The sequence below is a fragment of the Flavobacterium sp. genome (assembly GCF_039916025.1).
GTDB lineage: Bacteria > Bacteroidota > Bacteroidia > Flavobacteriales > Flavobacteriaceae > Flavobacterium.
The window spans coordinates 1-23,914 of record NZ_JBDSMB010000094.1; the positions used below are offsets into that span (position 1 = coordinate 1).

The window sequence follows — 23,914 nt, forward strand, 5'->3', positions numbered from 1 at the left end:
TTCCAATAGTACTGGAATCGCTTTTTCTTGCACTTCTGACGGATTCTCAAATCCTAGATCTTTGATCGCCAGCAGTAACGATTCATTCAGACCTAATTGTTCAAATTTATTCATATTGTATTTTAAATTGGGTGCAAAGGTAACTTTTATAAACCATAAAAACTAATTTGTTATTTATTGATAATTAAATAGTTACGTTTTGGTAAAAGTAAAAAGGGATAAGGGAAAAGCTATAAGTTATAATTTACTTTAAAAAAGTTACCAATTTTTGTACGGCAAGACCACGATGACTGATTTTTGATTTCTCTTCAATCGTCAGTTCAGCAAAGGTTTTAGTGTAACCATTTGCTACAAAAATCGGATCATACCCAAAACCATTGGTTCCTATCTTTTCTTCAATGATTTTACCTTTGATGATGCCTGTAAATAAGGTTTGATTTCCGTCTAAATTTAAAGCAATTACTGTTTTGAATTGGGCTGAATGATTTGATTTATCTTTTAAATTCAATAATAATTTATCCATATTATCATTAGCGTCTTTTTGTTCGCCAGCATATCTTGCCGAATAAACTCCGGGTTCTCCGTTCAAAGCTTCGACTTCCAAACCTGTATCATCTGCAAAGCAATTATAACTATATTTTTCAGTAACATAATTGGCTTTCAGAATAGCATTACCTTCAATTGTATCTGCAGTTTCGGGGATTTCTTCAAAGCAACCAATGTCTTCCAAACTTAAAATCTGTATAGATTCTGGAAGTAACAATTGAATTTCTTTGATTTTATTTTTATTATTGGAAGCGAATACGAGTTGCATGAGTAACTATTTTATTTAGATGTCACAAAGATGGAAAGAATATTGTTCTTTTTTTGACATTTTTCATTTTTTAAGAATTGTTTAATCCACAACTGTTTATATTCGTAGTTAATACCACTAATGAACCAAAACATGCATTTCAATACCACACTTAAAGCATGTAATAGATATTTATGCCTATTTGGCATTTTTCTGTTATTCTCAACTAATGCTTCTTCACAATTTCTTTTAAAAAAAGGAAAGCAATCCGAACAAATAACTATTCACAGCAAAGCAGAATATGTTGATGTTGGACGAGTTGATGTGAATTTCGAACAAATTAGAAATATCAAAGCATTTCAATTTTCGCCAATGAAAAGCGAAAACATGGACTTTGGTTTCACAAGCCATAATTATTGGTTACGATTTCAACTTGAGAATACCACTGATGAAGAGCTGATTTATTTTTTTGAAACTGCAAGGCCAATTACTGATGTTGCCGAATTGTATATTATAAAAAGTAACAATCAGGTTACAAAATATATCAGCGGTGATGCTATTCCCTATTCAAAAAGAAGTTTTGACCATAGGAAAACAATTTTCAGAATTACTTTGTCGCCACACGAACAGCAACTGTTTTATCTGCATATTCAGAGTGATGGTGAAATGTTATCTATGCCAATGGTGTTACACAGTTTGCAACATTTATTAGAAGTTACCTCTTTTGAACAGTTTGTATTTGGTTTGTTTTATGGAATTCTGATGATTGCAGCTATTTTATATCTGTTCTTTTTCTTTGCGATGCGTGATAAAACCTTCTTGTATTATAGTATGTATGTCATGTTTATAGGTTTGCTGCAATTTTCTATTGATGGCTATTTTTATGAATTTGTTACGCCACAATCAGGATGGCTTTCTTTGCATGCTGTAATTATTTTTGCTTGTATTGCTAATTTCTTTCTAGGACGTTATGCTCAGGTTTTTTTAAAAGTTAAAGAACACAATCGTTTTATAAACAATACTTTTTATGTTTTGTATGTATTGGATTTGCTATTGTTCTTGTCTTTATTCTTTATCCCAAAAGCTCTTGAATTCTCCTATCCTATTGCTAATGGATTAGGATTGGTTTTACTATTACTTATCATTACTTCTGTTGTAGTAATTTATATCCGTACTAATAAAATAGACCGTTTCTTTGTATCAGGCATATTCTTTCTTATTTGTGGTTTTGTTGTTTTCATACTTAAAAATTTCAGCGTATTGCCACTTACTTTTTGGACTGAAAACGGTTCAAAACTTGGTACCGGAATGGAAGTGATTTTCCTTTCGCTTTCAATGGCGAATTTAATTCGGAATCTAAAAAATGAACGTGAAGAATTACAAACCATAGCGCTTCAAAAATCGGAAGAAATGAACGAATTGAAGTCGTATTTCTTATCCAATATAAGCCACGAATTGCGAACGCCTCTAAACGCTATTTTGAATACAGCAAAGTCGATGGCAGCCGATTCAAAAGATGAACAAATTCAAAACGGAAGCCAAATTATAAAATATTCAACTTATAGTTTATTGAGCTCTATCAATGATATACTAGACTTTTCCAAAATTGAAAGAAACGAGGTAAAACTGGAAATTACCGAATTTGACCTAGTGAAAATGGTAGAACATATTGCTAATAATTTTGCTCGCGAAGCAAAAGATAAAGGCTTGGAATTTAGTTTTATTAAAGGTGATGATTTGCCTGAAATGGTAAAAGGCGATTCGGTAAGGCTGAATCAAATTCTGCACAATGTTTTGAGCAACGCACTTAAGTTTACTAAAGAAGGCTTTGTCAAATTTAAAATCGAAGCTAAGAACGACAAATCAAATAATGTGTTGATTACTTTTTCTATAAGTGATACTGGAGTTGGGATTTCAAAAGAAAAAATCAATAGCATTTATGATTCATTTTCACAGGAAGGAATTAACAACAAACGCAAATTCGGCGGTTTGGGTCTTGGACTTTATATCGTAAAGCACTTGGTTAATTTACATCAAGGAAAAATTAAAATTAATAGCACCCTAGATTTGGGGACTGTTTGCGAACTAGAACTAAACTACGAAAAAGCTGAAACATTAAAACCAGTCACAACAAATAATGAAACAACGACAGAATATGATTTGAATGGAAAAGCAATCTTGGTAGTTGAAGACAATGCAATGAATCAAATGGTAATTAAAATGATTACCAAAAAATGGCTCAATACCACCGTTGACTTTGCTAACAACGGACAAGAAGGCGTTCAAAAACTTATGGAAAACGAGTATGACATAATTCTGATGGATTTGCAGATGCCCGTGATGGATGGCTATGAAGCAACAATTGCCATACGTAACGGCGAGGCTGGTGAAAATAAAAAATCAATTCCAATTATTGCTTTAACTGCGGATGTTATGGAAAGTACCAAAACCAGAGTTATCGAGATTGGAATGAATAAATACTTATCAAAACCGGTAGATAAAGACACTTTGTTTGAAATTATCAAACTGTTAGTATCGTAATTTATTTTTTATTCACATATTTTTTAATAGAAATTCCATCGAGAATTACATCTTTTACAACGCCTACTCCATTTTTAATGGCAACTTCGGCGTAGACATTGTTCTTTATGTTTTTATTATTTTCAATATAAGCTTGCTCGGCTTTTTGTGCTTTATATTCATTCATATAATAACGCTCGAATGGGTAATCGATATGTACAAAAACATCTGATTCATCTCTATCAAAATTTAGTTTGTGAACAAATACATTATTATCAACATAGTTAACTTTTGCTTTTACATAGTCGGAAGTCGTTGTTGGTTCAGTTAGAGATACTGATTGTACTAAAGCAAAGCCTGCAGAATCTTTAAACATAACAAAAATCTCATCGTTATAATTAAGTTTTTTAGTTTTGGCATCAGCCACAATTTTATTGTCTTTAAACCTCAAATAAATATATTTCCCTCTAAAAGCATCATAAGGATCAATTGGCGCTGTTTTGAATTTTAGCATTTTCCCAGTCGAAAGTGTATCTTCCTGACTGCTTATCATTTGAAATGGAACAAACAATTGCGCAATCACAACTACGATAAATAAGATCAGATATGTTGATTTATTTTTCATCCTGCTTTCTGTTTTTTAACAAATAATAATTCAACCCAAAGAATCCGACTCCAACCAAAATAAATAAAATTCCTCTAACAATAAAGCTCATTTCAGTATCAAAGAATCGACAGAAAATTAAAATTGCAATAATAAGAACTCCAAAATTCAAACGGGCAATACTGCTTTCTTCATTTCCTTTTTGAATTTCCCTAATCCCAATTAGCAATAAATAGATATTGCAGATAAAGACTGGCACAATAACACTCCCTTTAGAAATAACATAACATAAACCAATAATCAAAAATGAAAACTGGAGAATTTCATTCAGTGCTAAGGTTTTTAATTTTCTGATGTGATACAATAATGCTATTGCCAGTAAAAATAATCCGGCTGTAGCAATAGTCAGCGTTGAAACAAAATCGAAATAATCTTTTTCCAAACTTTCCCATAAAAATTTGAAACCGCCCATATAAAGCATAAATAATCCGCCAAGCTTTCCGGCGATAGAAAATCCGTTGGCTAAAATCTTTTCTGATGCATATACTCTTGTCATTCCGATAAAATAGAAACAGCCAAACAGAAATACATAACTGAAATACAACAGTTCGGAATTCGACTGCTTTCCACTAATTGAACCCAAACAAATCGCTATTGATATTGGTATGAACCAATTGTGAATCGCTCTGAAATTGGTTGCTTCGGCTTTAATTAATCCATAATAATGAGGTAAAACTCCGAGTAATAACAACCAATAGCTGTAATCATGAGGCTTTGTGTAATAGAAGTAATTTGTATTGATGCCGTAAACAGTAATCCCAACTATATAAAGCAAGGAAACAATATTGGATTTCATCAAATACAATAATGGCAGGCACAAAAGCATCCAGGTAAACATAAAACCGGCAAAATCACCTGCTATATTATACGTTTGAGCCACAAGTGAAATTGTAGCGCCAACAGCAAAGAATAAAAATGAAGCACTGCTTTCTTTCCAGGCTGGTGAATCGTTTTTGGCAAACAAAGCATAGCCACAAAAAAGTTGCCCAACTAGTAATGGTAAAAACGAAACTATGCATTTTGACAATCTTGACATTTCATCCCAATTATGGGCAAAAACCAAAATAATACCCAAACTGGCGAGTATCGCTCCAATAATTCCAAAAACTAAAAAAAGTTTTGAAGAACTGTTATCTTCGTTCTGCTTATAATATGCTGAAATTGACAAAGCTACATCTTCGGTGATTACCTTATTATCAAGAAGTTCCTTTAATTGATCTTGCAAATTGCTTGACATTGTTTGATTTATTTCCTGTAAAAATAGTAAAGATGTTGAGAAAAAATATTCCCGATATAATTTAATTTATTCCTATTTTTGCACCGTTTAAAAACACTAAGTGATTATGGTAAAAGATTTATTCGAAAGAATACAAAACAATAAAGGTCCGCTAGGAAAATGGGCATCTCAAGCCGAAGGTTATTATGTTTTCCCAAAATTGGAAGGCGAACTTGGTCCTAGAATGACATTCCACGGAAAGAATATTTTGAACTGGAGTTTGAATGACTATTTAGGTCTGGCAAATCATCCAGAAGTTCGTCAGGCAGATACTGATGCAGCGGCTAAATATGGCGCAGCGTATCCAATGGGAGCACGTATGATGTCAGGTCACACAGATGCTCACGAACAATTAGAAAAAGAATTAGCAGCTTTCGTAATGAAAGAATCAGCATACTTATTAAACTTTGGTTATCAGGGAATAATGTCATGCATTGATGCTTTAGTTACTAAAAATGATGTAATTGTTTATGATGTTGATGCTCACGCCTGTATCATTGATGGTGTTCGCCTACATATGGGTAAACGCTATACATATAAACATAATGATGTGGAAAGCATGGAGAAAAATCTTCAACGTGCTACCAAACTTGCTGAAGAAACTGGTGGTGGAATTTTATTCATTACCGAAGGTGTTTTTGGAATGCGTGGTCAACAAGGAAAGTTGAAAGAAATTGTGGCAATGAAAAAGAAATACAATTTCCGTCTTTTAGTGGATGACGCGCATGGTTTTGGAACATTAGGAAAAACAGGTGCTGGTGCCGGAGAAGAACAAGATTGTCAGGATGGAATTGATGTTTACTTTTCTACGTTTGCGAAATCTATGGCTAGTATTGGAGCTTTCCTTGCTGCGGATAAAGACATTATTGATTATTTAAAATATAATTTGCGTTCGCAGATGTTTGCAAAAGCATTACCAATGATTCAAACTGTTGGCGCTTTGAAACGTTTAGAATTATTGAGAAATCACCCTGAACTGAAAGACAAGCTTTGGGAAAACGTAAACGCATTGCAAAACGGATTAAAAGCACACGGATTCAACATTGGAGATACTAATACCTGCGTAACGCCGGTTTATCTTGAAGGAAGCGTGCCAGAAGCTATGGTTATGGTGAACGATTTACGTGAAAACTACGGTATCTTCCTGTCGATAGTTATTTATCCGGTTATTCCAAAAGGAATTATTTTATTGCGTATGATACCAACATCTTCGCACACTTTGTCTGATATTGATGAAACACTAACAGCTTTTGATATTATCCGGGAAAAATTAGAAAATGGAACTTATAAGAAAATTGCTGATGCAACTAAAGTAGATTTAGACGCTTAAACACTTTTTTGATTTGTATAGAAACAAAAAGCCATCCTGAAAAGGATGGCTTTTTTTATTTAATTCGCTTCTATTTTCATATCATTGTAAACGGTCTGGGATATTTCTCCAATTAACTTAGATAGTTTTTTGTTATCCTTTCCTTTAGTCATAACCGTTAATAAATAAGGTTGATTGTCAAGGTAAACAATAGCAGATTCATGAAGTTGTTTCTCTACCTGATTTCCGGATTCCCCAAATTTATGAGCTACTTTGGTATTTTGAGGTAATCCCAAAAGTATACCTTCCTTGAAATTACACTGGCTTAATAATTCCCCAGCAAATTCCGAATCCTCAAAAGAAAGATAAGCCGCGTTGTATATTGCTCTCATGAAATAGGAATAATCTTTTGTGCTAAACAAATATTGAGATGCATATATATTTGGAACTTCGAGTCCAAAATCGGAAAAAAGCTTTTGCAGAATTTTTGGTTCCAAATTCTTTTCCAAAAGTATGGTCGCTTTATTATCTGAATACTTTATCATATAGGTAAGCAACTCTCTAACTGTGTAAGATTCTCCAAGTTGTATCGTTTTTGATTCAAACGAAACACTTTTTCCTGCATCTATAGCCTGATTGTAAACCAGCTTCTTATTTAAAAAACCAGGGTTAAGTTCATTCTGTTTCAAAATCGATATCAATACCGGTACTTTAAAAAGAGAACCTGGTTCAAATCTTTCACTTTCATTAATACATATCCACTCGCTATTGCCATATACCCTTAAATAAACTGAAGCCGTAGTTATATCCCCTAATGATTTATATCTATCGATTATTGTTGTTATATTTTGTTTTACACCCATCAATTGATCTGATTCGCAATCTTCCTCAACAAACATTAAGGGTTTAATAAATTTATAGCCATTCATTCTTTTTACTTCGTAATTACAAGTGTAAGCACTGGCAGCTGCAGCAGATTTTTCAGTAAACTGGCGCTCTTTCCATAAACTTGTTAAACCAAATGATGCTACACCAGCCAGGAATGCAAATAGGATAATATGTAGTAGTGTGAATTTCTTGTTTTTAAATGAAAGCATTTTATTGATTATGATTATTTGATTGGCAAAAATAATTATTCTTTGTTAAAAAAATCTTAAAATAAGGAATAACTTGTCGTCCATACTATATTTGAGACAAGCAATTGGAAGTTAGCTATTTGAAAATAATCTTGAACTTAACAGAGAATAAAAAAAGCGGGCTTTCGTCCGCTTTAATAAACAAATTTTGAGTGCCTTAATATTACTCTTTAATAAATTTCTTGACAATGATTTTTGAATCTATCTCAAGCAATATGTAGTAAACACCTTTTGTAAGTACCGAAACATCTACTGAAATTACATTATCATCCAGTTTAATGAAATTTAGTTTGATATCCTGACCTAACGCATTAAAAGTTTTAAAACTTGTTGATTCTAAGCCATTTGTTACTGAAATATTTAAAATTGATGATGTTGGATTTGGGAAAATTGTAAACTGTGAATCCTGATGCACCATGCTTATTTTTGTTCTTGTACCGCCAGCGGTTTCTAAAGAAATCACATTACTATAAGTCTCATAAAAGGATGCTGTCGGATTACCACTAATCTCACTTGGTCTGTAATAATCTACCCTTGCAATTCTTCTGTAACTAACAGAAATATTAGGACTTGTGATTGCCGGAGCGGCATAATTCTGACTGTTAGCTCCAACTATATTGGTCCAAGGAGATGATCTGAAACGACTTTGCCATTGATATTTAATTGTGATATTTGTCGGAGTATTTGTCTTTCCCCCATCCGCAGTACTATAAACAGCTGCTGTGCCTGTTACTGCTGCAGGAACTTGATTAATTGCCAATGCTTGGTCACAACAAATCGTGTTGGATACAGATGCTTTTCTTATATAGACTTGCAATATATTGCTCACATTTCTTATATTTTGATGTTTTGCTATACGTCTGATAAAAAAATTGTCAGGGTAGCCTGCAGGTTGAACAAATCCTGTAACGTTTGTGATATCCTGCCATCTTGAGTTAGCATATCCAGATCTATATTGCCATTGGTATTCACTTACACTCTCATACGAGTCCGCTCTAACAGGAGAATGGAACGGATCAGCTAAAACATTTAAATTAAAATTAGCCCCTAACCCACTAAAATCAAGAGACTCAAGTTCACCAGACTCATAAATACCGTCACTTAACTTGGAGCCATTACACATTATAGTATTAGAAGCTATTGGAGTCGGAACAACAGTTACTGTTATATCATTACTTTTTGTTGAAGTTGAGGAAACCAATACTCTTTTATAGGTTGTAGTTTGAAACATATAGTCAGGATCAAAATTATTCCAGCCATCAGATGTTGCATGATTAGTTTGAGCAGCGCCGCCAAAACCAGATCCTTTCGCCCAATGCAAAGTTACTCCTGGAGGCAACGTAGTTATAGTAGAACCTGTTATAACAGGCTTGTCGCCGTAACGAATTGTCTGATTGCAACAAATAGTATTACCTGTTGATGGTGGTGGGCTAGTTGCTACTCGTGTACCACCCGTAATTGATATATTCGAAGATGTATAAGACGAATTATTATTGTTGACATATCTTGCATATATTATACCTCCAGTTGGAAAAAAGTTAGACGCCGATAAAGTTATGGGTGCAAATGAACTTTGGTTAGTATAAGTTGTCTGTGTTACAAATGGTGGATAAGTCACTACGAATGTTATAACCCAAATACCTATCTGAACTTCTGGAGTTGTAGCTGAAGGTTTGTAATATAAATATAGATTCCCAAATATGTTGTTAGTACTTCCGTCAAAAGTTTTTAAATTGACATCCACAGTAAATGCCAAACTACTACTAGCGTTAAAATTTACGGAGCTTGCTGCAACTCCATTGACTTTTAAATTTTCTGTTGTGACAGTAACCTGCCCAAATGATACATTTAAAATTGCAAGCATAAACAAGCAAAATAATTTTTTCTTTAATTTCATAATCAGTTGTTTTTTAAGTTGTTTTAATTTTTTATAAATAAAATCTTATACAAGAATAATGCAATTTTTCATACAAAAAAAACATAAGCCTGATTTTAACATATAAGTAAAATCTAACAAATTGATAATCAAAAAGAAGCCCCGTAATATTTATTACAGGGCTTCTTCTTTTAAAAAAACAAAGAGAATTAATTAATAACTTTAACCTTAGACTCGTCGATATTAAACGCTTTTATAACTGAATTATAATCCGAAAAATCAGTTTTATTACTCATTTTATTTGAAAGGTAACCAGGAATAATAACAATTCTGAATGTCTGATTGTTTAAAAAATTTGGAGTCAATGCTAAGTCGTAAGTTCCTCCGGCATAAATAGTAAAATCTTCTTTGCTAAAATCGAAATCATAATCCAACTCTCCTTCATCTAAGTAGAGCGTTCTTGGAATCTGTTGCCATATTGGAGTACTAGAATCAATTGTTCCTGATAGTCTATAAATCAGAACGACATCATCAAGACGAATCTGAGGATTAAATGTTTGATAAATGGAATAACCATTTTGTGAATCAAATCCAAAATTTATATTTCTTAACTCGAATACTTCACTAATAGTATCATTATCAATATCGTCGTTGTTTGTTGTACAACTTTCTAGCGTTATCATCCCGATAAATGCTAAAATTAGAGTAAGCTTTTTCATAGTATCTATTTTTTTAATAATTATTTTTTTTTCTCCATTCATTAACTGTGCCAAAATTTTAATTTAACAAAAAAAATGCAATAGTAAATATAATTATATATTTGACACCTTATTACCTCTTGTTAAAACCGAATGTCCACCGGACATTCTCCTCTTAATATCAAACATGGGAAGAAACAATGCCAAAAATATTAAAGCACACAACGACAAGCTTCATAAAGCACAGGACAAAGAAAAAGCCAAGAAAGCAACTCGTGCAGAACAGCTTAAGGCCATTGTGAAAAAGTTTAATGATGACAGGTCAAAATAAATAAGCCTCCCATTTCTGAGAAGCATTTTTTTGAATTAATAAAAACAGTAATTTATAAAGTTCGGTGCCCGGTTATACTAATTGTAGCTAAGCTACTATCCTGAAACGAACCATGAATTTCATCTCCTGACACTGTTCCAAGAATAATTCCGTTTCCATTTACTATCAATTGATTGTCGGCATTTATTGTTCCGTCGATTTCATCTGATGTAGAACCAGCCTCATTGTTTAAAGCTACGCCACCCCATTTGTTTAATGCTCTTGATAATAAAATGTTGAAAACACCTGTCTCACCTCCTGTTTTTGTATATGTTCCTTCAAAAGCTTCAATTAATGAAACGGATGTTTCTTTATATAAAACAAAAGTAGCACCGGCATGTCCTGGAATATTAGAAGCTGTAACTATTGGAGACAGACCACCAATGGCTACTGAAAAGGTAATCGATACAGCAGTTCCATTATAAGTTCCTGTAAATGGTGCCACATACGCTTGGCCATCAACAAAGGCAACCGAAGAAGTTAACAAAGCGGTCACACCATCTAATACCATAGTGGCAGTAATTGTACTGCTGCCATTTAAAATATTGATAGACAAAGTGCCAGTCGATCCGGCTTCAACACCTTTGTAAATCCCTTTAGCGCTACCATCATTAGCAGCCAAAGCTTCAGGAGTATCATGACAACTTGCACATGTATAAGCACTCGAATCACTTGAGCAAGAAAAAGCGATAGCACTTATTCCCAAAATTACTACTGCCCACATTAAAAGCAATTTGGATGTTTGAATTTTTTTCATTTTCTGGTTTGTTTAAAAGTTACTTAATAGCAGGATGCTATATTCTTTGAAAGCTACGATACAATAATGATTATCAATTCATTAATAGCACATAACTGTTTAAGAGCAGTATTGTCTGTTTAAAAGACCGCTTTTGAGAATTTATCATGTATAAAAACAAAAACCTCACTTTTCAGTAAGGTTTTATTAAATATTATTTTTAAAATAATTACATATTCCTTCTATACTGACCACCAACTTCAAACAAGCCAGCAGTAATCTGACCTAACGAACAATATTTTGTAGCATTCATTAATACGTCAAAGATGTTTTCGTTATTGATTGCAGCATTTTGTAAGGCCGCAATTTGCTCATCTTCTTTGTCGTGATATGTTTGATGTAGATTATTCAATGTTTGAATCTGCACTTGCTTTTCTTCTTCGGTTGCACGAATAACTTCAGCAGGTAAAACGGTTGGAGAACCTTTAGAACTCAAGAACGTATTTACTCCAATAATTGGAAATTCGCCAGTATGTTTCAAGGTTTCATAATACAAACTTTCTTCCTGAATCTTGCTTCTTTGATACATCGTTTCCATCGCACCAAGTACTCCGCCACGTTCCGTGATTCTATCGAATTCCTGTAATACAGCATCTTCAACCAAATCGGTTAATTCTTCAATGATGAACGAACCTTGTATAGGGTTTTCGTTTTTGGCTAAGCCTAATTCCTTATTAATAATCAACTGAATTGCCATCGCACGACGCACACTTTCTTCTGTTGGTGTCGTAATCGCTTCATCATACGCATTTGTATGCAACGAATTACAGTTATCATAAATTGCATACAAAGCCTGAAGTGTAGTACGAATATCATTAAAATCAATTTCCTGTGCGTGTAACGAACGACCTGAAGTCTGAATATGATATTTCAACATCTGTGCTCTTTCGTTGGCACCATATTTATTTTTCATTGCTTTCGCCCAAATCTTACGCGCTACTCTACCAATCACAGCGTATTCAGCATCAATTCCGTTTGAGAAAAAGAAAGATAAGTTTGGTCCGAAGTCATTGATGTTCATGCCACGACTCAAGTAGTATTCCACGTAAGTGAAACCATTCGACAACGTAAATGCCAATTGTGTAATTGGATTCGCTCCAGCTTCGGCAATATGATAACCGGAAATAGAAACAGAATAGAAATTACGAACGTTTTTCTGAATAAAATATTCCTGTACGTCGCCCATTAATCTAAGCGCAAATTCAGTAGAAAAAATACAAGTATTTTGTGCCTGATCTTCTTTCAAAATATCAGCCTGAACCGTACCACGAACCTGTGACAGGGTTTTTACTTTAATATCCTGATAAACATCCATTGGCAAAACCTGGTCACCAGTAACACCCAAAAGCATCAAACCTAAACCATTGTTTCCATTAGGTAAATCGCCATTGTATTTTGGTCTTGGCAACTTTTTTTCTTTGTAGATTTCATTTATTCTCTCGTCAATATTAACCTGAAGATTATTTTCAAGGATGTATTTTTCACAATTTTGGTCGATGGCAGCATTCATGAAGAAACCTAGCAACATTGGCGCCGGACCATTTATTGTCATAGAAACTGAAGTCAATGGATGACTCAAATCAAAACCTGAATATAATTTCTTGGCGTCGTCCAAACAACAGATAGAAACTCCGGCATTACCTATTTTTCCATAAATATCCGGACGCAAATCAGGGTCGTTTCCGTATAAAGTTACACTGTCAAAAGCTGTAGATAAACGCTTTGCAGGCAATCCTGCGCTTACGTAATGGAAACGTTTGTTTGTACGCTCTGGCCCGCCTTCACCGGCAAACATTCTTGATGGATCTTCTCCTTCGCGTTTAAATGGATATAATCCCGAAGCAAAAGGAAATTCTCCGGGTACATTTTCCTGTAAATTCCATTTCAAAATATCGCCCCAAGCCTTGTACTTAGGTAAAGCTACTTTTGGAATTTGAGAATGTGACAAACTTTCTGTGTGCGTTTGTATTTTGATTTCTTTGTCGCGCACTTTAAAGCTATAAACTGGATCTTTATATGTTTTTACCTTCTCATTCCAAGAAATAATAATCTCCCAATTGAATGGATCAAGATTCATTTTTACTCTGTCGAATTCTTTAACTAATAAGTTTAGAAAATCTTTATTATCATCATTACTGTTCAATGAATTAACATCAATTCCTGCTTTGTCAAATTTTGGCTGTTTTTTGTTAACCGATTCAATCGTTTTGTAAATCCCGTAAAGCTTCTGAGCGACTTCAACCTGTGTCAAAACAGTTTCGTCATACTTGCGGTTGTTCTCTGCAATTTCAGATAAATAACGCGTTCTGTGAGGCGGAATAACGAAAATCTTCTCACTCATTTCACGGGTAATCTGGAACGTAGATTTCAAATCGGCGCCAGTTCTCTCCACAATCTTATCCATCACTTTTTTGTAAAGTGAATTCATTCCGGGATCATTGAATTGTGAAGCTATTGTTCCCACAACCGGCATTTCATCAGGATTTGTATCCCAAAGATTGTGATTGCGTTGGTATTGTTTTTTAACATCGCGAATCGCATCCAAAGCACCGCGTTTGTCAAACTTATTGATGGCTACCAAATCAGCAAAATCAAGCATATCGATTTTTTCTAATTGCGTCGCAGCACCGAATTCAGGTGTCATTACGTATAACGAAACATCAGAATGATCCATTATTTCAGTATCCGATTGTCCGATTCCCGAAGTTTCAAGAATGATAATGTCGTATTTCGCAGCTTTCAAAACCTGAATTGCTTCAGCAACATATTTTGATAAGGCCAAATTAGACTGACGTGTAGCCAGTGAACGCATATAAACTCTAGGATTATTGATAGCATTCATTCGAATTCTGTCGCCTAATAGAGCTCCGCCTGTCTTACGTTTAGATGGATCAACTGAAATTAAACCTATAGTTTTTTCAGGGAAATCAATTAAAAAACGACGAACTAATTCATCAACCAAAGAAGATTTTCCGGCACCACCAGTTCCGGTAATTCCCAAAACAGGAATTTTGGAATTTTTGTTTAAAGTATGAATATCATCAAAAACAGGTTTGGCAATTTCAGGGAAATTTTCTGCCGCCGAAATCAAACGTGCAATAGCTGTTGGATTTTTATCTTCAATATGCTTTAATTCTCCATTCAATTCATCACCAATAGGATAATCAGATTGCTTAACCAAGTCGTTAATCATTCCTTGCAATCCCATCGCACGACCATCATCCGGAGCGTAAATTCTGGTAATTCCGTAGGCTTGAAGCTCTGCAATTTCGCTTGGCAAAATAACGCCGCCACCGCCGCCAAAAATCTTGATGTGTCCTGCTCCTTTTTCTTTTAACAAATCGTGCATGTATTTAAAATACTCATTATGCCCGCCTTGATACGAAGTCAGAGCAATAGCGTTTGCATCTTCCTGAATTGCAGTATTTACAACTTCTTCAACACTTCTATCGTGACCCAAATGAATAACTTCAACACCAGTTGCCTGAATGATTCTTCGCATGATGTTGATTGCGGCATCGTGGCCATCAAAAAGAGAAGCAGCTGTTACAATTCGGACTTTATTTTTAGGGATATACGGGATTTGTGGTTCCATTCTAAGGATATGATAATTTTTGTGCCGCAATTTACGTAATTTTCAAAAATTGGACTATTAATTAGCACAAAACATAAAAATTAGTTTTCGTTGAAAATCAAAGCAAAATAAGTTTAGATTTGGAATACAGAAACAAAGCAAAATGAACCGAATTACCATACTAATCCATTGCCGTGACCAAAAAGGAATTATTGCCGCCGTGACGAATTATATTGCTTCTATTGAGGGCAATATCATTTATCTTGACCAACATGTGGATGGCGATCAGGATGTGTTTTTTATGCGGTTGGAATGCGAATTTGCCAAAGATAATTTCGATTTAGATTCTATCAAAGATAATTTCCAAAAGCACTTAGCAAATCCATTTTCTATGTCGTGGTCGATTCACCGTCAGGAAAGCAAACCTAAGATGGCAATCTTTGTTTCTAAATATGATCATTGTCTGTATGACATTCTGTCCAGATACAGCACCGGAGAATTGCATGTTGAAATTCCATTGATTATTAGCAATCATAATGATTTGAGCGGTGTTGCGAAGCGTTTTTCGATTCCGTATCATTATATTCCGTTTACAAAAGAAAACAAACAAGCCGGAGAAAAAGCTCAGATAGAAATTCTGAAAAAGCACGAAATTGATTTTATTGTATTGGCACGTTACATGCAAATTATCACGTCCAATCTGATTGAGTTGTATAAAAATAAAATCATCAATATCCATCATTCGTTTTTACCGGCATTTCCAGGCGCAAAACCGTATCATTCAGCTTTTAACAGAGGCGTTAAGATTATTGGGGCGACCAGTCATTATGTCACAGAAGAATTAGATGAAGGGCCAATTATTGAGCAGGACATTACCCGAGTTACGCATAGCCATTCCATAGAAGACTTTATTATGAAAGGAAAAGACCTGGAGCGTATGGTTTTGGCAAGAGCCATAAAATTACATGCCGAAAGAAAAACCATGGTTTACAATAATAAAACGGTTGTTTTTGCCTAACTAATTTTTTGGCTTTATATTTGTAAATAGTTCGAAAAAAAAAAATAACTACTATGAAAACAATCCTTTCAATTTTCGTAATGTTCACACTTTTAAGCTGTGCAGAATTACAACAAGTAGCCGGTCAATTTCCTAATTCTATTGGAAGTCCCGATATTGCCGGCGGATTAAGAGAAGCTTTGAATAACGGAATTTCCAAACAAGTAACCAAATTGACAGCGGTTGATGGATTTTACAGAAATGAAGCCGTGAAAATTTTACTTCCTGCAGAACTACAAAAAGTAGATAGTGCTTTGCGAAAAATAGGATTGAGCTCTTTGGCGGATGATGGTATAAAAATGCTGAATCGAGCAGCCGAAGATGCTACCAAAGAAGCAACTCCAATTTTTGTAGACGCTGTAAAACAAATGACTTTTACTGACGCCAAAAATATTTTGATGGGCAACGAAAGTTCTGCCACAACTTATCTGCAAACAACAACTACAACTCCTTTATATAATAAATTTAATCCTGTGATTAAAAACTCTTTTGCAAAAGTGGGCGCGGATAAAGTCTGGACAAACATTATTACCAAATACAACAACATTCCATTCGTTAAAAAAGTAAATCCAGACCTGACAGATTATACTACCAACAAAGCTTTAGAAGGTGTTTATAAAATGATTGCCGTAGAAGAAAAAAACATCAGAACTAATTTAAGTTCGAGAACATCTACTTTGTTACAGCAAGTGTTTGCAATGCAGGACAAAAAGTAAATCTAAATTTTTAGAAATCAATAACATAAGAATAACATAACCTTAACAGTAAAAGCTAAAAAGGCAACGTACATTTGTACTGTAATAAATTTGGTTTTTTATTATTTTGGTTAGGGTTAGTTAGTTTATGAATGCCGGCATCTTAAATGCCGGCATTTTTTTATGCAATACTTTTGTGAAGTTTTTTGAAGTAATCGAATGCTTTTACCAATCGGCTTCCATACCATGAAAACATTTCACCATCGACAAAAACTGTTTTGACATGATGTGTAAATCTTCCAATTTCAAAAGCATGTTCGTCTGTAAAAGGAAAAGGTTCGGATGAAAGCAGTACTAAATCAGGATCGCCCTGGATTCGCATTTTTTGGATGATTATTTCAGGATAACGCTCTTCCCTATTTTCATAGATATTTTGAAAATTATTCAACTTAAGCATTTCGTTGATAAACGTATTATTTCCGGCAACCATGAAAGGGTTTGCCCAAATAAAATAAGCAACTTTCAAAACTTCTTTATCTTTAACAAAATCCAGAAAATCTTTGTGTGCAAAATTGATTTTATCAATCCATTTTTGAGCTTCGGTTCTTTTGTTAAACAGAGTTCCAAAGTCAGATATCATTTTCAAATTGTCATCCAAAGTAATAATATCCGTAATCCAAACCGGGCAGATTTTTGAAAGTTCTGCTACAATTTCCTGAGTGTTTTCTTCTTTGTTGGCAATGATAAGATCAGGCTGCAACAATCGGATTTTTTCGAAATGCACTTTTTTGGTACCACCAATAATTTTCTTTGTCGATTTGAAATGAAAAGGATGCACACAAAATTTAGTGATTCCAATTATACTTTCTTCCAAACCCAAATCATATAGCAGCTCAGTTTGCGAAGGCACAAGAGAAATTATTCTTTTAGGTGTGTTTTCAAAAGTGTGGATAGTTCCGAGTTGGTCTTGTCGAGTTATCATTTTATTACACTGAGATTCACAGAGAAAAAAAGATTCACACAGTTTTTAATCTGTGTTACTTTGCGAATTCTTTGTTTAGTATTATTTCCATTTCCTGTTGGATTTTCATTGCTTCTTCCCTAGCCTTTTCGGCAAAATCCTTTCCGTTTGAAGCATAAATAATTCCACGTGAAGAATTGATTAGTAAGCCAACTTCATCATTCATTCCATGTTTACAAACTTCTGCCAAACTTCCGCCTTGAGCGCCAATACCGGGAACGAGCAGAAAACTATTTGGAATTATTTTTCTGATTTCGGTGAAATATTCAGCTTTGGTTGCGCCAACAACATACATAAGTCTTTCCGAATTTTTCCAGTTTTTAGACGTTTTGATTACCGTTTTGTATAATTCTTCGCCTTCTGTTTTTTTTGTCTGAAAATCGAATGCACCTTCGTTGGAAGTCAGTACTAACATGATTGCATGTTTGTTTTCAAAAGCTAAAAATGGCTCAACAGAATCTTTACCCATATAAGGTGCGACGGTAATGCTGTCAAAATTCAAATCCTGAAGAAAAGCTTTGGCATACATAGTCGATGTGTTTCCGATATCGCCACGTTTTGAATCGGCAATAGTAAAAATTTCAGGATGTTTTTCGTTCAGATAATTGATGGTTTTTTGCAGCGATTGCCAGCCTTTCAATCCGTATGCTTCATAGAAAGCCATGTTTGGTTTATAGCTAACACATAAGTCATGAGTAGCATCGATTATAGCTTTATTGAATTCAAAAATTGGATCATCGAGTTCCAGTATATGTTGAGGGATTTTAGTCAAATCGACATCGAGGCCAATACAGAGAAAAGATTTTTTTTGTTGAATTTGCTGAACGAGTTGTTGTGTTGTCATTGTTGTTTAGTTGCCTGTCTGCCGACAGGTAGATGTGGCGCAAAGTTACAAATTGGAAATCAAAAAGTGAAAATTTTATAACATTACCCGAAAATTATGTAACCAATCCCTAAAAAGGTAAAATATCTTTGTAAAGAGCAAAATAACACGCAAACCTACTGTCATTTTGCTTATAATAAAAAGTTGGGGTTAGAGAGAAAAAAAAGCCGTAGTAAATGCGGCTTTTTTGATAGAAATATTTTATTACTTTTACAATAATTAACCCGAATCCAATAATATGAAAATCTTTATTAAATTTGACTTTAACCTTGTTTGTCGAAAAGTTTTGGAAGAAAAACTTATTAAGTATAATATCAAGTACCGCATATTAGGTTTTGGTGAAGTCGATGTTTTAGAAAAAATCGATAGCACTGTTTTTTCAGCCTTGACTGAAGAACTAAAAGAGTATGGCATTGATATTATAGAAAATCAAAAAAGTGTTTTAGTCCAGAAAATAAAAGACACTATAATCGAGATGATTCATAGTCCAGAATTAATTAATGTCAAAAGTTCTGTTTATCTTGCCGAAAAACTGAGTCACAGTTACGGCTATCTTTCCAATTTGTTTTCTGATGTAACATATACCTCTATTGAGAACTATATCATTTTGCAAAAGATAGAATATGCTAAACAATTGATTGTGAGTAGTGATTTGAGTTTAACTGAAATTGCTTTCCAACTCAATTATTCGAGTGTGGCCCATTTGAGTACCCAATTTAAAAATGTAACTGGAATTACACCTTCTGCTTTCCAACGCATAATAGCAAAAAGAAGAGAAATCGCAAATAAAAAATAAGACATGAACAAGGATTATATACATATTATTTTGGCTGATGATGACGAGGATGACAGGTTACTTTTTACTGATGCATTCGAGGAATTGAGAATCAATACAAAAGTAAATACATTTAACGACGGCGTAGAATTGATGGATTATTTGAATAGTCCGGATGCTGTTTTGCCAAATGTATTATTTCTCGATTTAAACATGCCAAAGAAAAATGGAATTGAATGTTTATACGAGATAAAGCAGGACGACCGTTTCAGCGAGATTGCGATTGCAATTTTTTCTACTTCCTCTTCAGAAGAGCATATCGAGGAAACTTTTATACAGGGTGCTAACATTTATATAAAGAAGCCAAGCGATTTTGCTACACTGAAAAAAGTATTGTCTGATGTTGTCACAATAAACTGGCAATATTATACATCAGGATTAAACAGAGATAATTTTTTATTGCGATTATAGCCCCATAAAATCATGAAATTGACGAGAATCTATAAATCTACAATCTTTCTCAAAAGTATTTTTGTGGTTTCTATATTTGCCATTTTTTTTATTTCTGCTGTAACTTTCAAACACATCAGCTTACTTAACAATTCCGCTAAATGGGTTAATCATTCTTATGATGTCAATTTAGAGTTAGAACGATTGTTCTCTTATTTAAAGGATTCAGAAACAGGGCAGCGTGGTTTTTTGATAACCAAAGATTCTACTTTTTTAATGCCTTATTTGAATTCCAAAAAGAAAATTGCTCATTCCTTTGCTTTGGTAAAAAGCTATACTAAAAACGATCCGGCTCAGGAAGACAACCTCAGGAAACTGGAATTTTATATGAGCAAAAGACAGAATTATCTTTCCCTCACTTTGCATTTATCTTTAGAAAAATCATTATCTGACAAGATACTAAAAGAAAAACTAAACATTGGAAAAGAAACCATGGATAGCATTCGGAACCAAATTAATGAGATGATTCTTTTAGAAAAAAAAACATTAAAAGGAAGAGAACTCTATTATAAAGACACAATAGAAATTACTCCTATTTTTGTTTATGTAACGCTGCTGATTACGCTTTTATTAATCTCAATTTCTTATATTAGGATTACCAAAGATTTAGATAAGCTGCAAATTTCCAACAATAGCCTGGCTGTATTGAATGAATCAAATAATCTTGCCGAAATTGTGGGTAGTTTTGGTAGTTGGCAATTAAATATTGGCACCAATGAATATACTTTTTCAGACAACAGTTACCGACTGCTTGGTTTTGAACCAAAAGCATTTTATGCAAGTCAGGAAAATTTCATGAAGTATGTTCATCCTGAAGATCTTATAGCATATCGTGATGCTACATCTAAAATGATAGAAAATGGCAACCTTGTTCCAATTACTTATCGAATCATTAGAAAAGATAAAAAAATAAGATATTTCAGGACTACTGCCCGAATTGTAACTAATAAATCCGGACAGGAAATTTTAATTGGAACAACAAGTGATGTTACTGAAGAAGTATTGGCATCATTGTCGTTAGAGCAACAAAATATAGAATTAGAAGCCAGCAATAAAGAATTAGTAGCTTTTAATTATGTAGCAAGTCACGATTTACAGGAACCATTACGGAAAATTCAAACCTTTGTTTCCCGCTTGTCTGATAAGGATTATGATAATCTGTCCGAAGGCGGAAAAGAGTTTATGCTTCGCATCAACAATTCTGTAGAACGTATGCGTATTCTTATTGATGATTTATTGCAGTATTCAAGAACTACCAAGAACGAGAAAGTTTTTGAAAACATAGACTTGAATGACTTGCTTGAAAATGCCAAAAGTGATTTGCTTCAAACCATTGAGGAAAAAAATGCCGTCATACAAAGTGAAAAATTACCTGAAATGACAGTAATTCCATTTCAAATTCAGCAGTTATTTGTTAATCTCATTAGTAATTCAATGAAATACGGCAAAGCAGATATTGTCCCTAAAATCAAAATTTCGTGTAAAAAAGTTATTGCAGCCGATGAAGAATTGATTCCTAAGAAATCTAAAGAGAAATTCTATAAAATCACTTTTAAAGACAACGGAATTGGTTTCGAACAAGAATATGCCGAAAAAATATTTGTTTTATTCAATCGTCTTCACAATAAGAACGAATATGTTGGCACTGGAATTGGTTTAGCCATTTGTAAAAAAATTGTTGATAACCATAAAGGATTTATTTTTGCCAATGGAAAGCCAAATGTTGGCTCAACCTTTACCATCTATCTTCCCGAAGATTTAAGTTAGTTATTACTTCTGAAAAAAAATAAATCCTATGCCTGCGTAGGATTTTCTGCTTTAAAATGGAAATACTATAACAATTCAAAAAAATGCTATAACACATAGGTTTTACATTCATTGCAACTTTGTAATGTAGATTTTCGTCAGATTATTGTTGACGAGTTTCAAATTTTATATTAATTACAAAACCTACTATCATGCAACATTTACTTTACTCAATCGTAATATTATTATTAATATTCTGGGCTTTTGGATTTTTTATTTACAACACCGGTTCTGCTATCCATCTTTTACTATTAGGCGCCGTTGCTGTTATACTACTTAAAATCATAAAAGGAGAAAAAGTGTAGAGGAACTACACCAACTTAATCTAAATTAAATACCATGAAAACTATCTTAAGAAATTCGCTAAAATTAGCCATAGTTGCCCTATGTCTACAATCAGTTCCAACATTCGCACAGGATTCAGGAACATCTACAGAAACAAAAAATTATGATCAGGGTTTCCGCCTTGGATTTGGGTTAAGTGGCGGAGTGCCATTGAGTGCCGAACCATATGAATGGAATATTGGTGGAGATGTCAGAGTACAATATGATTTATCTACTAAATACTCACTAACATTTACAACAGGATTTAACAATTTTTTCATCAATGGTGATGATAATGATTTAGGATATATACCAGTTAAAGGTGGATTTAAAGCTTTTGTCTTAAAAGATAAACTATATATATTAGCTGAAATTGGTGGGGCATTTGCCGTTACTAATGACTATGATCAAACCTCATTACTGCTAAGCCCAGGAATAGGATATGCTAACGAATATTTTGATGCAAGTTTACGATATGAACACTATACTGATTTTCCAACTCTTAATGATGATGGAACAACAGACAAAGGTTTGGGAATGATTGCTTTGAGACTTGCTTACGGATTTAGACTTTAGTACATTATTGTCTATTACTAAGTAAGCAAAAGAAAAGGGCTAACAGTATTTGTTAGCCCTTTTTTATTTTTAGAAAACTTCGCTTTCTTTTAGTTTTTCCATATTGTTAACCAATTGAAGTTCGTCAACAAACTTTTGAATTTTTCCGTTCATAACGCCATCCATATCAAAAACGTCTAATCCAATTCTGTGATCAGTCACACGGCCTTGGGCATAATTGTAGGTTCTGATTTTTGCCGAACGGTCACCTGAACTTACTTGTGAAGTACGTTTTACAGCATCTTCAGCTTCTTTTTTGGCCAATTCTTGTTCGTATAACCGGGAGCGCAAAACAGTTAATGCTTTATCTTTATTTTTATGTTGCGATTTCTGATCCTGACATTGTGCTACCAAACCAGTTGGAATGTGAGTCAAACGCACAGCTGATTTAGTTGTATTTACAGACTGTCCTCCAGGACCAGAAGAACAGAAGAAATCGACACGAACATCATTCATATCAATTTGTACGTCAAATTCTTCGGCTTCAGGTAAAACCATTACCGTTGCTGCAGAAGTATGAACTCTACCTTGTGTTTCAGTTTGTGGTACACGTTGCACACGGTGAACACCAGCTTCAAATTTCAGAGTTCCATAAACATCTTCTCCGGTTACTTCAAAAATTACCTCTTTAAAACCACCGGAAGTTCCTTCGTTCATATCAACTGTAGAAGTCTTCCAACCACGATTTTCACAATACTTAGTATACATTCTGTATAAATCTCCTGCAAAAATAGAAGCTTCATCGCCACCAGTTCCGGCACGGATTTCAACCATTACGTTCTTAGCATCTTCCGGATCTTTAGGAATCAGCATGAATTTGATTTCTTCTTCCAATTCAGGCAAACGGTCTTTGGCTTCATCCAATTGCATTTTGGCCATTTCTACCATTTCAGCATCAGAGCCATCGGCAAGAATTTCATTTGCTTCAGCAATATTTCCAGTAACATTAATAAGTTCTTCACGCTTTTCCATTAACGCTTTCAAACCTTTATATTCCTGATTTAATTGCACATAACGTTTTTGATCGGCGATGATATCGGGTTGAATAATCAAATCCGAAATTTCGTCGAAACGCTGTTTTACATATTGAAGTCTCTCTAACATTATTTTGTGTTCTTTATTTGGAGTGCAAAAGTACTAAAAAAAGTATTCAGTTTACAGTGTTCAGTTGGCAGATTTTTTAGGACAGTTTTATGATGTCGTTTAAAGTTTTCGG

The 23,914-nt window shown here is 33.9% G+C and carries 22 protein-coding genes; 10 read left to right on the forward strand and 12 right to left on the reverse strand.

From position 1 onward, the window contains the following. Together ABIQ27_RS06250 and ABIQ27_RS06255 are read right to left on the reverse strand one after the other, a co-directional pair. Positions 1–114: DEAD/DEAH box helicase (locus ABIQ27_RS06250; protein ID WP_348032947.1), on the reverse strand; the 114-nt coding region annotated here is incomplete at its 3' end. A 130-nt stretch (positions 115–244) separates the two neighbouring features. Further along, positions 245–814: a non-canonical purine NTP diphosphatase gene (locus ABIQ27_RS06255; protein ID WP_348032921.1), complete on the reverse strand. Its 570-nt coding sequence runs from the start codon at positions 812–814 to the stop codon at positions 245–247. 132 nt (positions 815–946) lie between these two features. On the opposite strand from ABIQ27_RS06255, the gene ABIQ27_RS06260 reads away from it, so the two are divergent. Beyond that, positions 947–3,334 carry a 7TM diverse intracellular signaling domain-containing protein gene (locus ABIQ27_RS06260; RefSeq protein ID WP_348032922.1) on the forward strand — a complete coding sequence of 796 codons (2,388 nt, stop codon included), beginning with the start codon at positions 947–949 and terminating at the stop codon, positions 3,332–3,334. 1 nt (position 3,335) lies between these two features. On the opposite strand, the gene ABIQ27_RS06265 is transcribed toward ABIQ27_RS06260, so the two are convergent. Both ABIQ27_RS06265 and ABIQ27_RS06270 read right to left on the reverse strand, forming a co-directional pair. After that, a complete protein-coding gene (locus ABIQ27_RS06265; protein ID WP_348032923.1) occupies positions 3,336–3,938 on the reverse strand; it encodes a GDYXXLXY domain-containing protein in 603 nt (200 codons plus the stop codon). After that, a complete protein-coding gene (locus tag ABIQ27_RS06270; protein WP_348032924.1) occupies positions 3,928–5,214 on the reverse strand; it encodes a DUF2157 domain-containing protein in 1,287 nt (428 codons plus the stop codon). Before ABIQ27_RS06270 ends, ABIQ27_RS06265 begins: the two co-directional genes overlap by 11 nt. 106 nt (positions 5,215–5,320) lie before the next feature. On the opposite strand from ABIQ27_RS06270, the gene ABIQ27_RS06275 reads away from it, so the two are divergent. Then, positions 5,321–6,583: a pyridoxal phosphate-dependent aminotransferase family protein gene (locus ABIQ27_RS06275; protein ID WP_348032925.1), complete on the forward strand. Its 1,263-nt coding sequence runs from the start codon at positions 5,321–5,323 to the stop codon at positions 6,581–6,583. Between the two features lie 59 nt (positions 6,584–6,642). On the opposite strand, the gene ABIQ27_RS06280 is transcribed toward ABIQ27_RS06275, so the two are convergent. The 3 genes from ABIQ27_RS06280 to ABIQ27_RS06290 all read right to left on the reverse strand — a co-directional run bounded on the left by ABIQ27_RS06280 (position 6,643) and on the right by ABIQ27_RS06290 (position 10,293). After that, the gene (locus tag ABIQ27_RS06280; protein ID WP_348032926.1) at positions 6,643–7,659 is read right to left on the reverse strand and encodes a serine hydrolase; all 1,017 of its coding nucleotides are present in this window, start codon (positions 7,657–7,659) and stop codon (positions 6,643–6,645) included. 202 nt (positions 7,660–7,861) lie between these two features. Continuing rightward, positions 7,862–9,562, reverse strand: a complete 1,701-nt coding sequence (locus ABIQ27_RS06285; protein WP_348032927.1) for a T9SS type A sorting domain-containing protein — start codon at positions 9,560–9,562, stop codon at positions 7,862–7,864. 221 nt (positions 9,563–9,783) lie between these two features. Continuing rightward, positions 9,784–10,293 carry a hypothetical protein gene (locus tag ABIQ27_RS06290; RefSeq protein ID WP_348032928.1) on the reverse strand — a complete coding sequence of 170 codons (510 nt, stop codon included), beginning with the start codon at positions 10,291–10,293 and terminating at the stop codon, positions 9,784–9,786. A 166-nt stretch (positions 10,294–10,459) separates the two neighbouring features. Here ABIQ27_RS06290 and ABIQ27_RS06295 point away from each other — a divergent pair, with 166 nt between their 5' ends. Then, positions 10,460–10,603, forward strand: a complete 144-nt coding sequence (locus tag ABIQ27_RS06295; protein ID WP_348032929.1) for a hypothetical protein — start codon at positions 10,460–10,462, stop codon at positions 10,601–10,603. 52 nt (positions 10,604–10,655) lie between these two features. Here the strand turns inward: ABIQ27_RS06295 and ABIQ27_RS06300 are convergent, their stop codons facing one another. Then, positions 10,656–11,399 carry a hypothetical protein gene (locus tag ABIQ27_RS06300; RefSeq protein ID WP_348032930.1) on the reverse strand — a complete coding sequence of 248 codons (744 nt, stop codon included), beginning with the start codon at positions 11,397–11,399 and terminating at the stop codon, positions 10,656–10,658. A gap of 208 nt (positions 11,400–11,607) precedes the next feature. Beyond that, positions 11,608–15,033 carry a methylmalonyl-CoA mutase family protein gene (locus ABIQ27_RS06305; RefSeq protein ID WP_348032931.1) on the reverse strand — a complete coding sequence of 1,142 codons (3,426 nt, stop codon included), beginning with the start codon at positions 15,031–15,033 and terminating at the stop codon, positions 11,608–11,610. Between the two features lie 142 nt (positions 15,034–15,175). Here ABIQ27_RS06305 and purU point away from each other — a divergent pair, with 142 nt between their 5' ends. Both purU and ABIQ27_RS06315 read left to right on the forward strand, forming a co-directional pair. Beyond that, entirely contained in the window at positions 15,176–16,030 is an 855-nt protein-coding gene (purU, locus tag ABIQ27_RS06310) for a formyltetrahydrofolate deformylase (RefSeq protein ID WP_348032932.1), read from the forward strand. A gap of 53 nt (positions 16,031–16,083) precedes the next feature. Further along, positions 16,084–16,785: a DUF4197 domain-containing protein gene (locus ABIQ27_RS06315; protein WP_348032933.1), complete on the forward strand. Its 702-nt coding sequence runs from the start codon at positions 16,084–16,086 to the stop codon at positions 16,783–16,785. A gap of 160 nt (positions 16,786–16,945) precedes the next feature. On the opposite strand, the gene ABIQ27_RS06320 is transcribed toward ABIQ27_RS06315, so the two are convergent. Next, positions 16,946–17,746 carry a helical backbone metal receptor gene (locus ABIQ27_RS06320; RefSeq protein WP_348032934.1) on the reverse strand — a complete coding sequence of 267 codons (801 nt, stop codon included), beginning with the start codon at positions 17,744–17,746 and terminating at the stop codon, positions 16,946–16,948. A gap of 55 nt (positions 17,747–17,801) precedes the next feature. Then, on the reverse strand, positions 17,802–18,629 hold the full coding sequence (gene pyrF, locus ABIQ27_RS06325; protein WP_348032935.1) for an orotidine-5'-phosphate decarboxylase: 828 nt from the start codon (positions 18,627–18,629) through the stop codon (positions 17,802–17,804). 277 nt (positions 18,630–18,906) lie between these two features. Here pyrF and ABIQ27_RS06330 point away from each other — a divergent pair, with 277 nt between their 5' ends. From ABIQ27_RS06330 to ABIQ27_RS06350, 5 genes are all read left to right on the forward strand, one after another. Continuing rightward, a complete protein-coding gene (locus tag ABIQ27_RS06330; protein ID WP_348032936.1) occupies positions 18,907–19,464 on the forward strand; it encodes an AraC family transcriptional regulator in 558 nt (185 codons plus the stop codon). Between the two features lie 3 nt (positions 19,465–19,467). Then, the gene (locus ABIQ27_RS06335; RefSeq protein WP_348032937.1) at positions 19,468–19,914 is read left to right on the forward strand and encodes a response regulator; all 447 of its coding nucleotides are present in this window, start codon (positions 19,468–19,470) and stop codon (positions 19,912–19,914) included. Between the two features lie 12 nt (positions 19,915–19,926). Then, complete coding sequence (locus ABIQ27_RS06340; protein ID WP_348032938.1) at positions 19,927–21,720, forward strand: CHASE3 domain-containing protein; 1,794 nt, start codon at positions 19,927–19,929, stop codon at positions 21,718–21,720. Between the two features lie 191 nt (positions 21,721–21,911). Beyond that, positions 21,912–22,064, forward strand: a complete 153-nt coding sequence (locus ABIQ27_RS06345; RefSeq protein ID WP_348032939.1) for a lmo0937 family membrane protein — start codon at positions 21,912–21,914, stop codon at positions 22,062–22,064. A gap of 34 nt (positions 22,065–22,098) precedes the next feature. Then, on the forward strand, positions 22,099–22,659 hold the full coding sequence (locus tag ABIQ27_RS06350) for a hypothetical protein (RefSeq protein ID WP_348032940.1): 561 nt from the start codon (positions 22,099–22,101) through the stop codon (positions 22,657–22,659). A gap of 69 nt (positions 22,660–22,728) precedes the next feature. On the opposite strand, the gene prfA is transcribed toward ABIQ27_RS06350, so the two are convergent. Further along, positions 22,729–23,802 carry a peptide chain release factor 1 gene (gene prfA, locus ABIQ27_RS06355; protein WP_348032941.1) on the reverse strand — a complete coding sequence of 358 codons (1,074 nt, stop codon included), beginning with the start codon at positions 23,800–23,802 and terminating at the stop codon, positions 22,729–22,731. Positions 23,803–23,914 lie beyond the last annotated feature (112 nt).

Bases quoted from the DNA above. Each gene is read 5' to 3' on its own strand.
- ABIQ27_RS06255 (WP_348032921.1), bottom strand. From the start codon at position 814: ATGCAACTCGTATTCGCTTCCAATAATAAAAATAAAATCAAAGAAATT.
- ABIQ27_RS06260 (WP_348032922.1), top strand. From the start codon at position 947: ATGCATTTCAATACCACACTTAAAGCATGTAATAGATATTTATGCCTA.
- ABIQ27_RS06265 (WP_348032923.1), bottom strand. From the start codon at position 3,938: ATGAAAAATAAATCAACATATCTGATCTTATTTATCGTAGTTGTGATT.
- ABIQ27_RS06270 (WP_348032924.1), bottom strand. From the start codon at position 5,214: ATGTCAAGCAATTTGCAAGATCAATTAAAGGAACTTCTTGATAATAAG.
- ABIQ27_RS06275 (WP_348032925.1), top strand. From the start codon at position 5,321: ATGGTAAAAGATTTATTCGAAAGAATACAAAACAATAAAGGTCCGCTA.
- ABIQ27_RS06280 (WP_348032926.1), bottom strand. From the start codon at position 7,659: ATGCTTTCATTTAAAAACAAGAAATTCACACTACTACATATTATCCTA.
- ABIQ27_RS06285 (WP_348032927.1), bottom strand. From the start codon at position 9,562: ATGCTTGCAATTTTAAATGTATCATTTGGGCAGGTTACTGTCACAACA.
- ABIQ27_RS06290 (WP_348032928.1), bottom strand. From the start codon at position 10,293: ATGAAAAAGCTTACTCTAATTTTAGCATTTATCGGGATGATAACGCTA.
- ABIQ27_RS06295 (WP_348032929.1), top strand. From the start codon at position 10,460: ATGGGAAGAAACAATGCCAAAAATATTAAAGCACACAACGACAAGCTT.
- ABIQ27_RS06300 (WP_348032930.1), bottom strand. From the start codon at position 11,399: ATGAAAAAAATTCAAACATCCAAATTGCTTTTAATGTGGGCAGTAGTA.
- ABIQ27_RS06305 (WP_348032931.1), bottom strand. From the start codon at position 15,033: ATGGAACCACAAATCCCGTATATCCCTAAAAATAAAGTCCGAATTGTA.
- purU (WP_348032932.1), top strand. From the start codon at position 15,176: ATGAACCGAATTACCATACTAATCCATTGCCGTGACCAAAAAGGAATT.
- ABIQ27_RS06315 (WP_348032933.1), top strand. From the start codon at position 16,084: ATGAAAACAATCCTTTCAATTTTCGTAATGTTCACACTTTTAAGCTGT.
- ABIQ27_RS06320 (WP_348032934.1), bottom strand. From the start codon at position 17,746: ATGATAACTCGACAAGACCAACTCGGAACTATCCACACTTTTGAAAAC.
- pyrF (WP_348032935.1), bottom strand. From the start codon at position 18,629: ATGACAACACAACAACTCGTTCAGCAAATTCAACAAAAAAAATCTTTT.
- ABIQ27_RS06330 (WP_348032936.1), top strand. From the start codon at position 18,907: ATGAAAATCTTTATTAAATTTGACTTTAACCTTGTTTGTCGAAAAGTT.
- ABIQ27_RS06335 (WP_348032937.1), top strand. From the start codon at position 19,468: ATGAACAAGGATTATATACATATTATTTTGGCTGATGATGACGAGGAT.
- ABIQ27_RS06340 (WP_348032938.1), top strand. From the start codon at position 19,927: ATGAAATTGACGAGAATCTATAAATCTACAATCTTTCTCAAAAGTATT.
- ABIQ27_RS06345 (WP_348032939.1), top strand. From the start codon at position 21,912: ATGCAACATTTACTTTACTCAATCGTAATATTATTATTAATATTCTGG.
- ABIQ27_RS06350 (WP_348032940.1), top strand. From the start codon at position 22,099: ATGAAAACTATCTTAAGAAATTCGCTAAAATTAGCCATAGTTGCCCTA.
- prfA (WP_348032941.1), bottom strand. From the start codon at position 23,802: ATGTTAGAGAGACTTCAATATGTAAAACAGCGTTTCGACGAAATTTCG.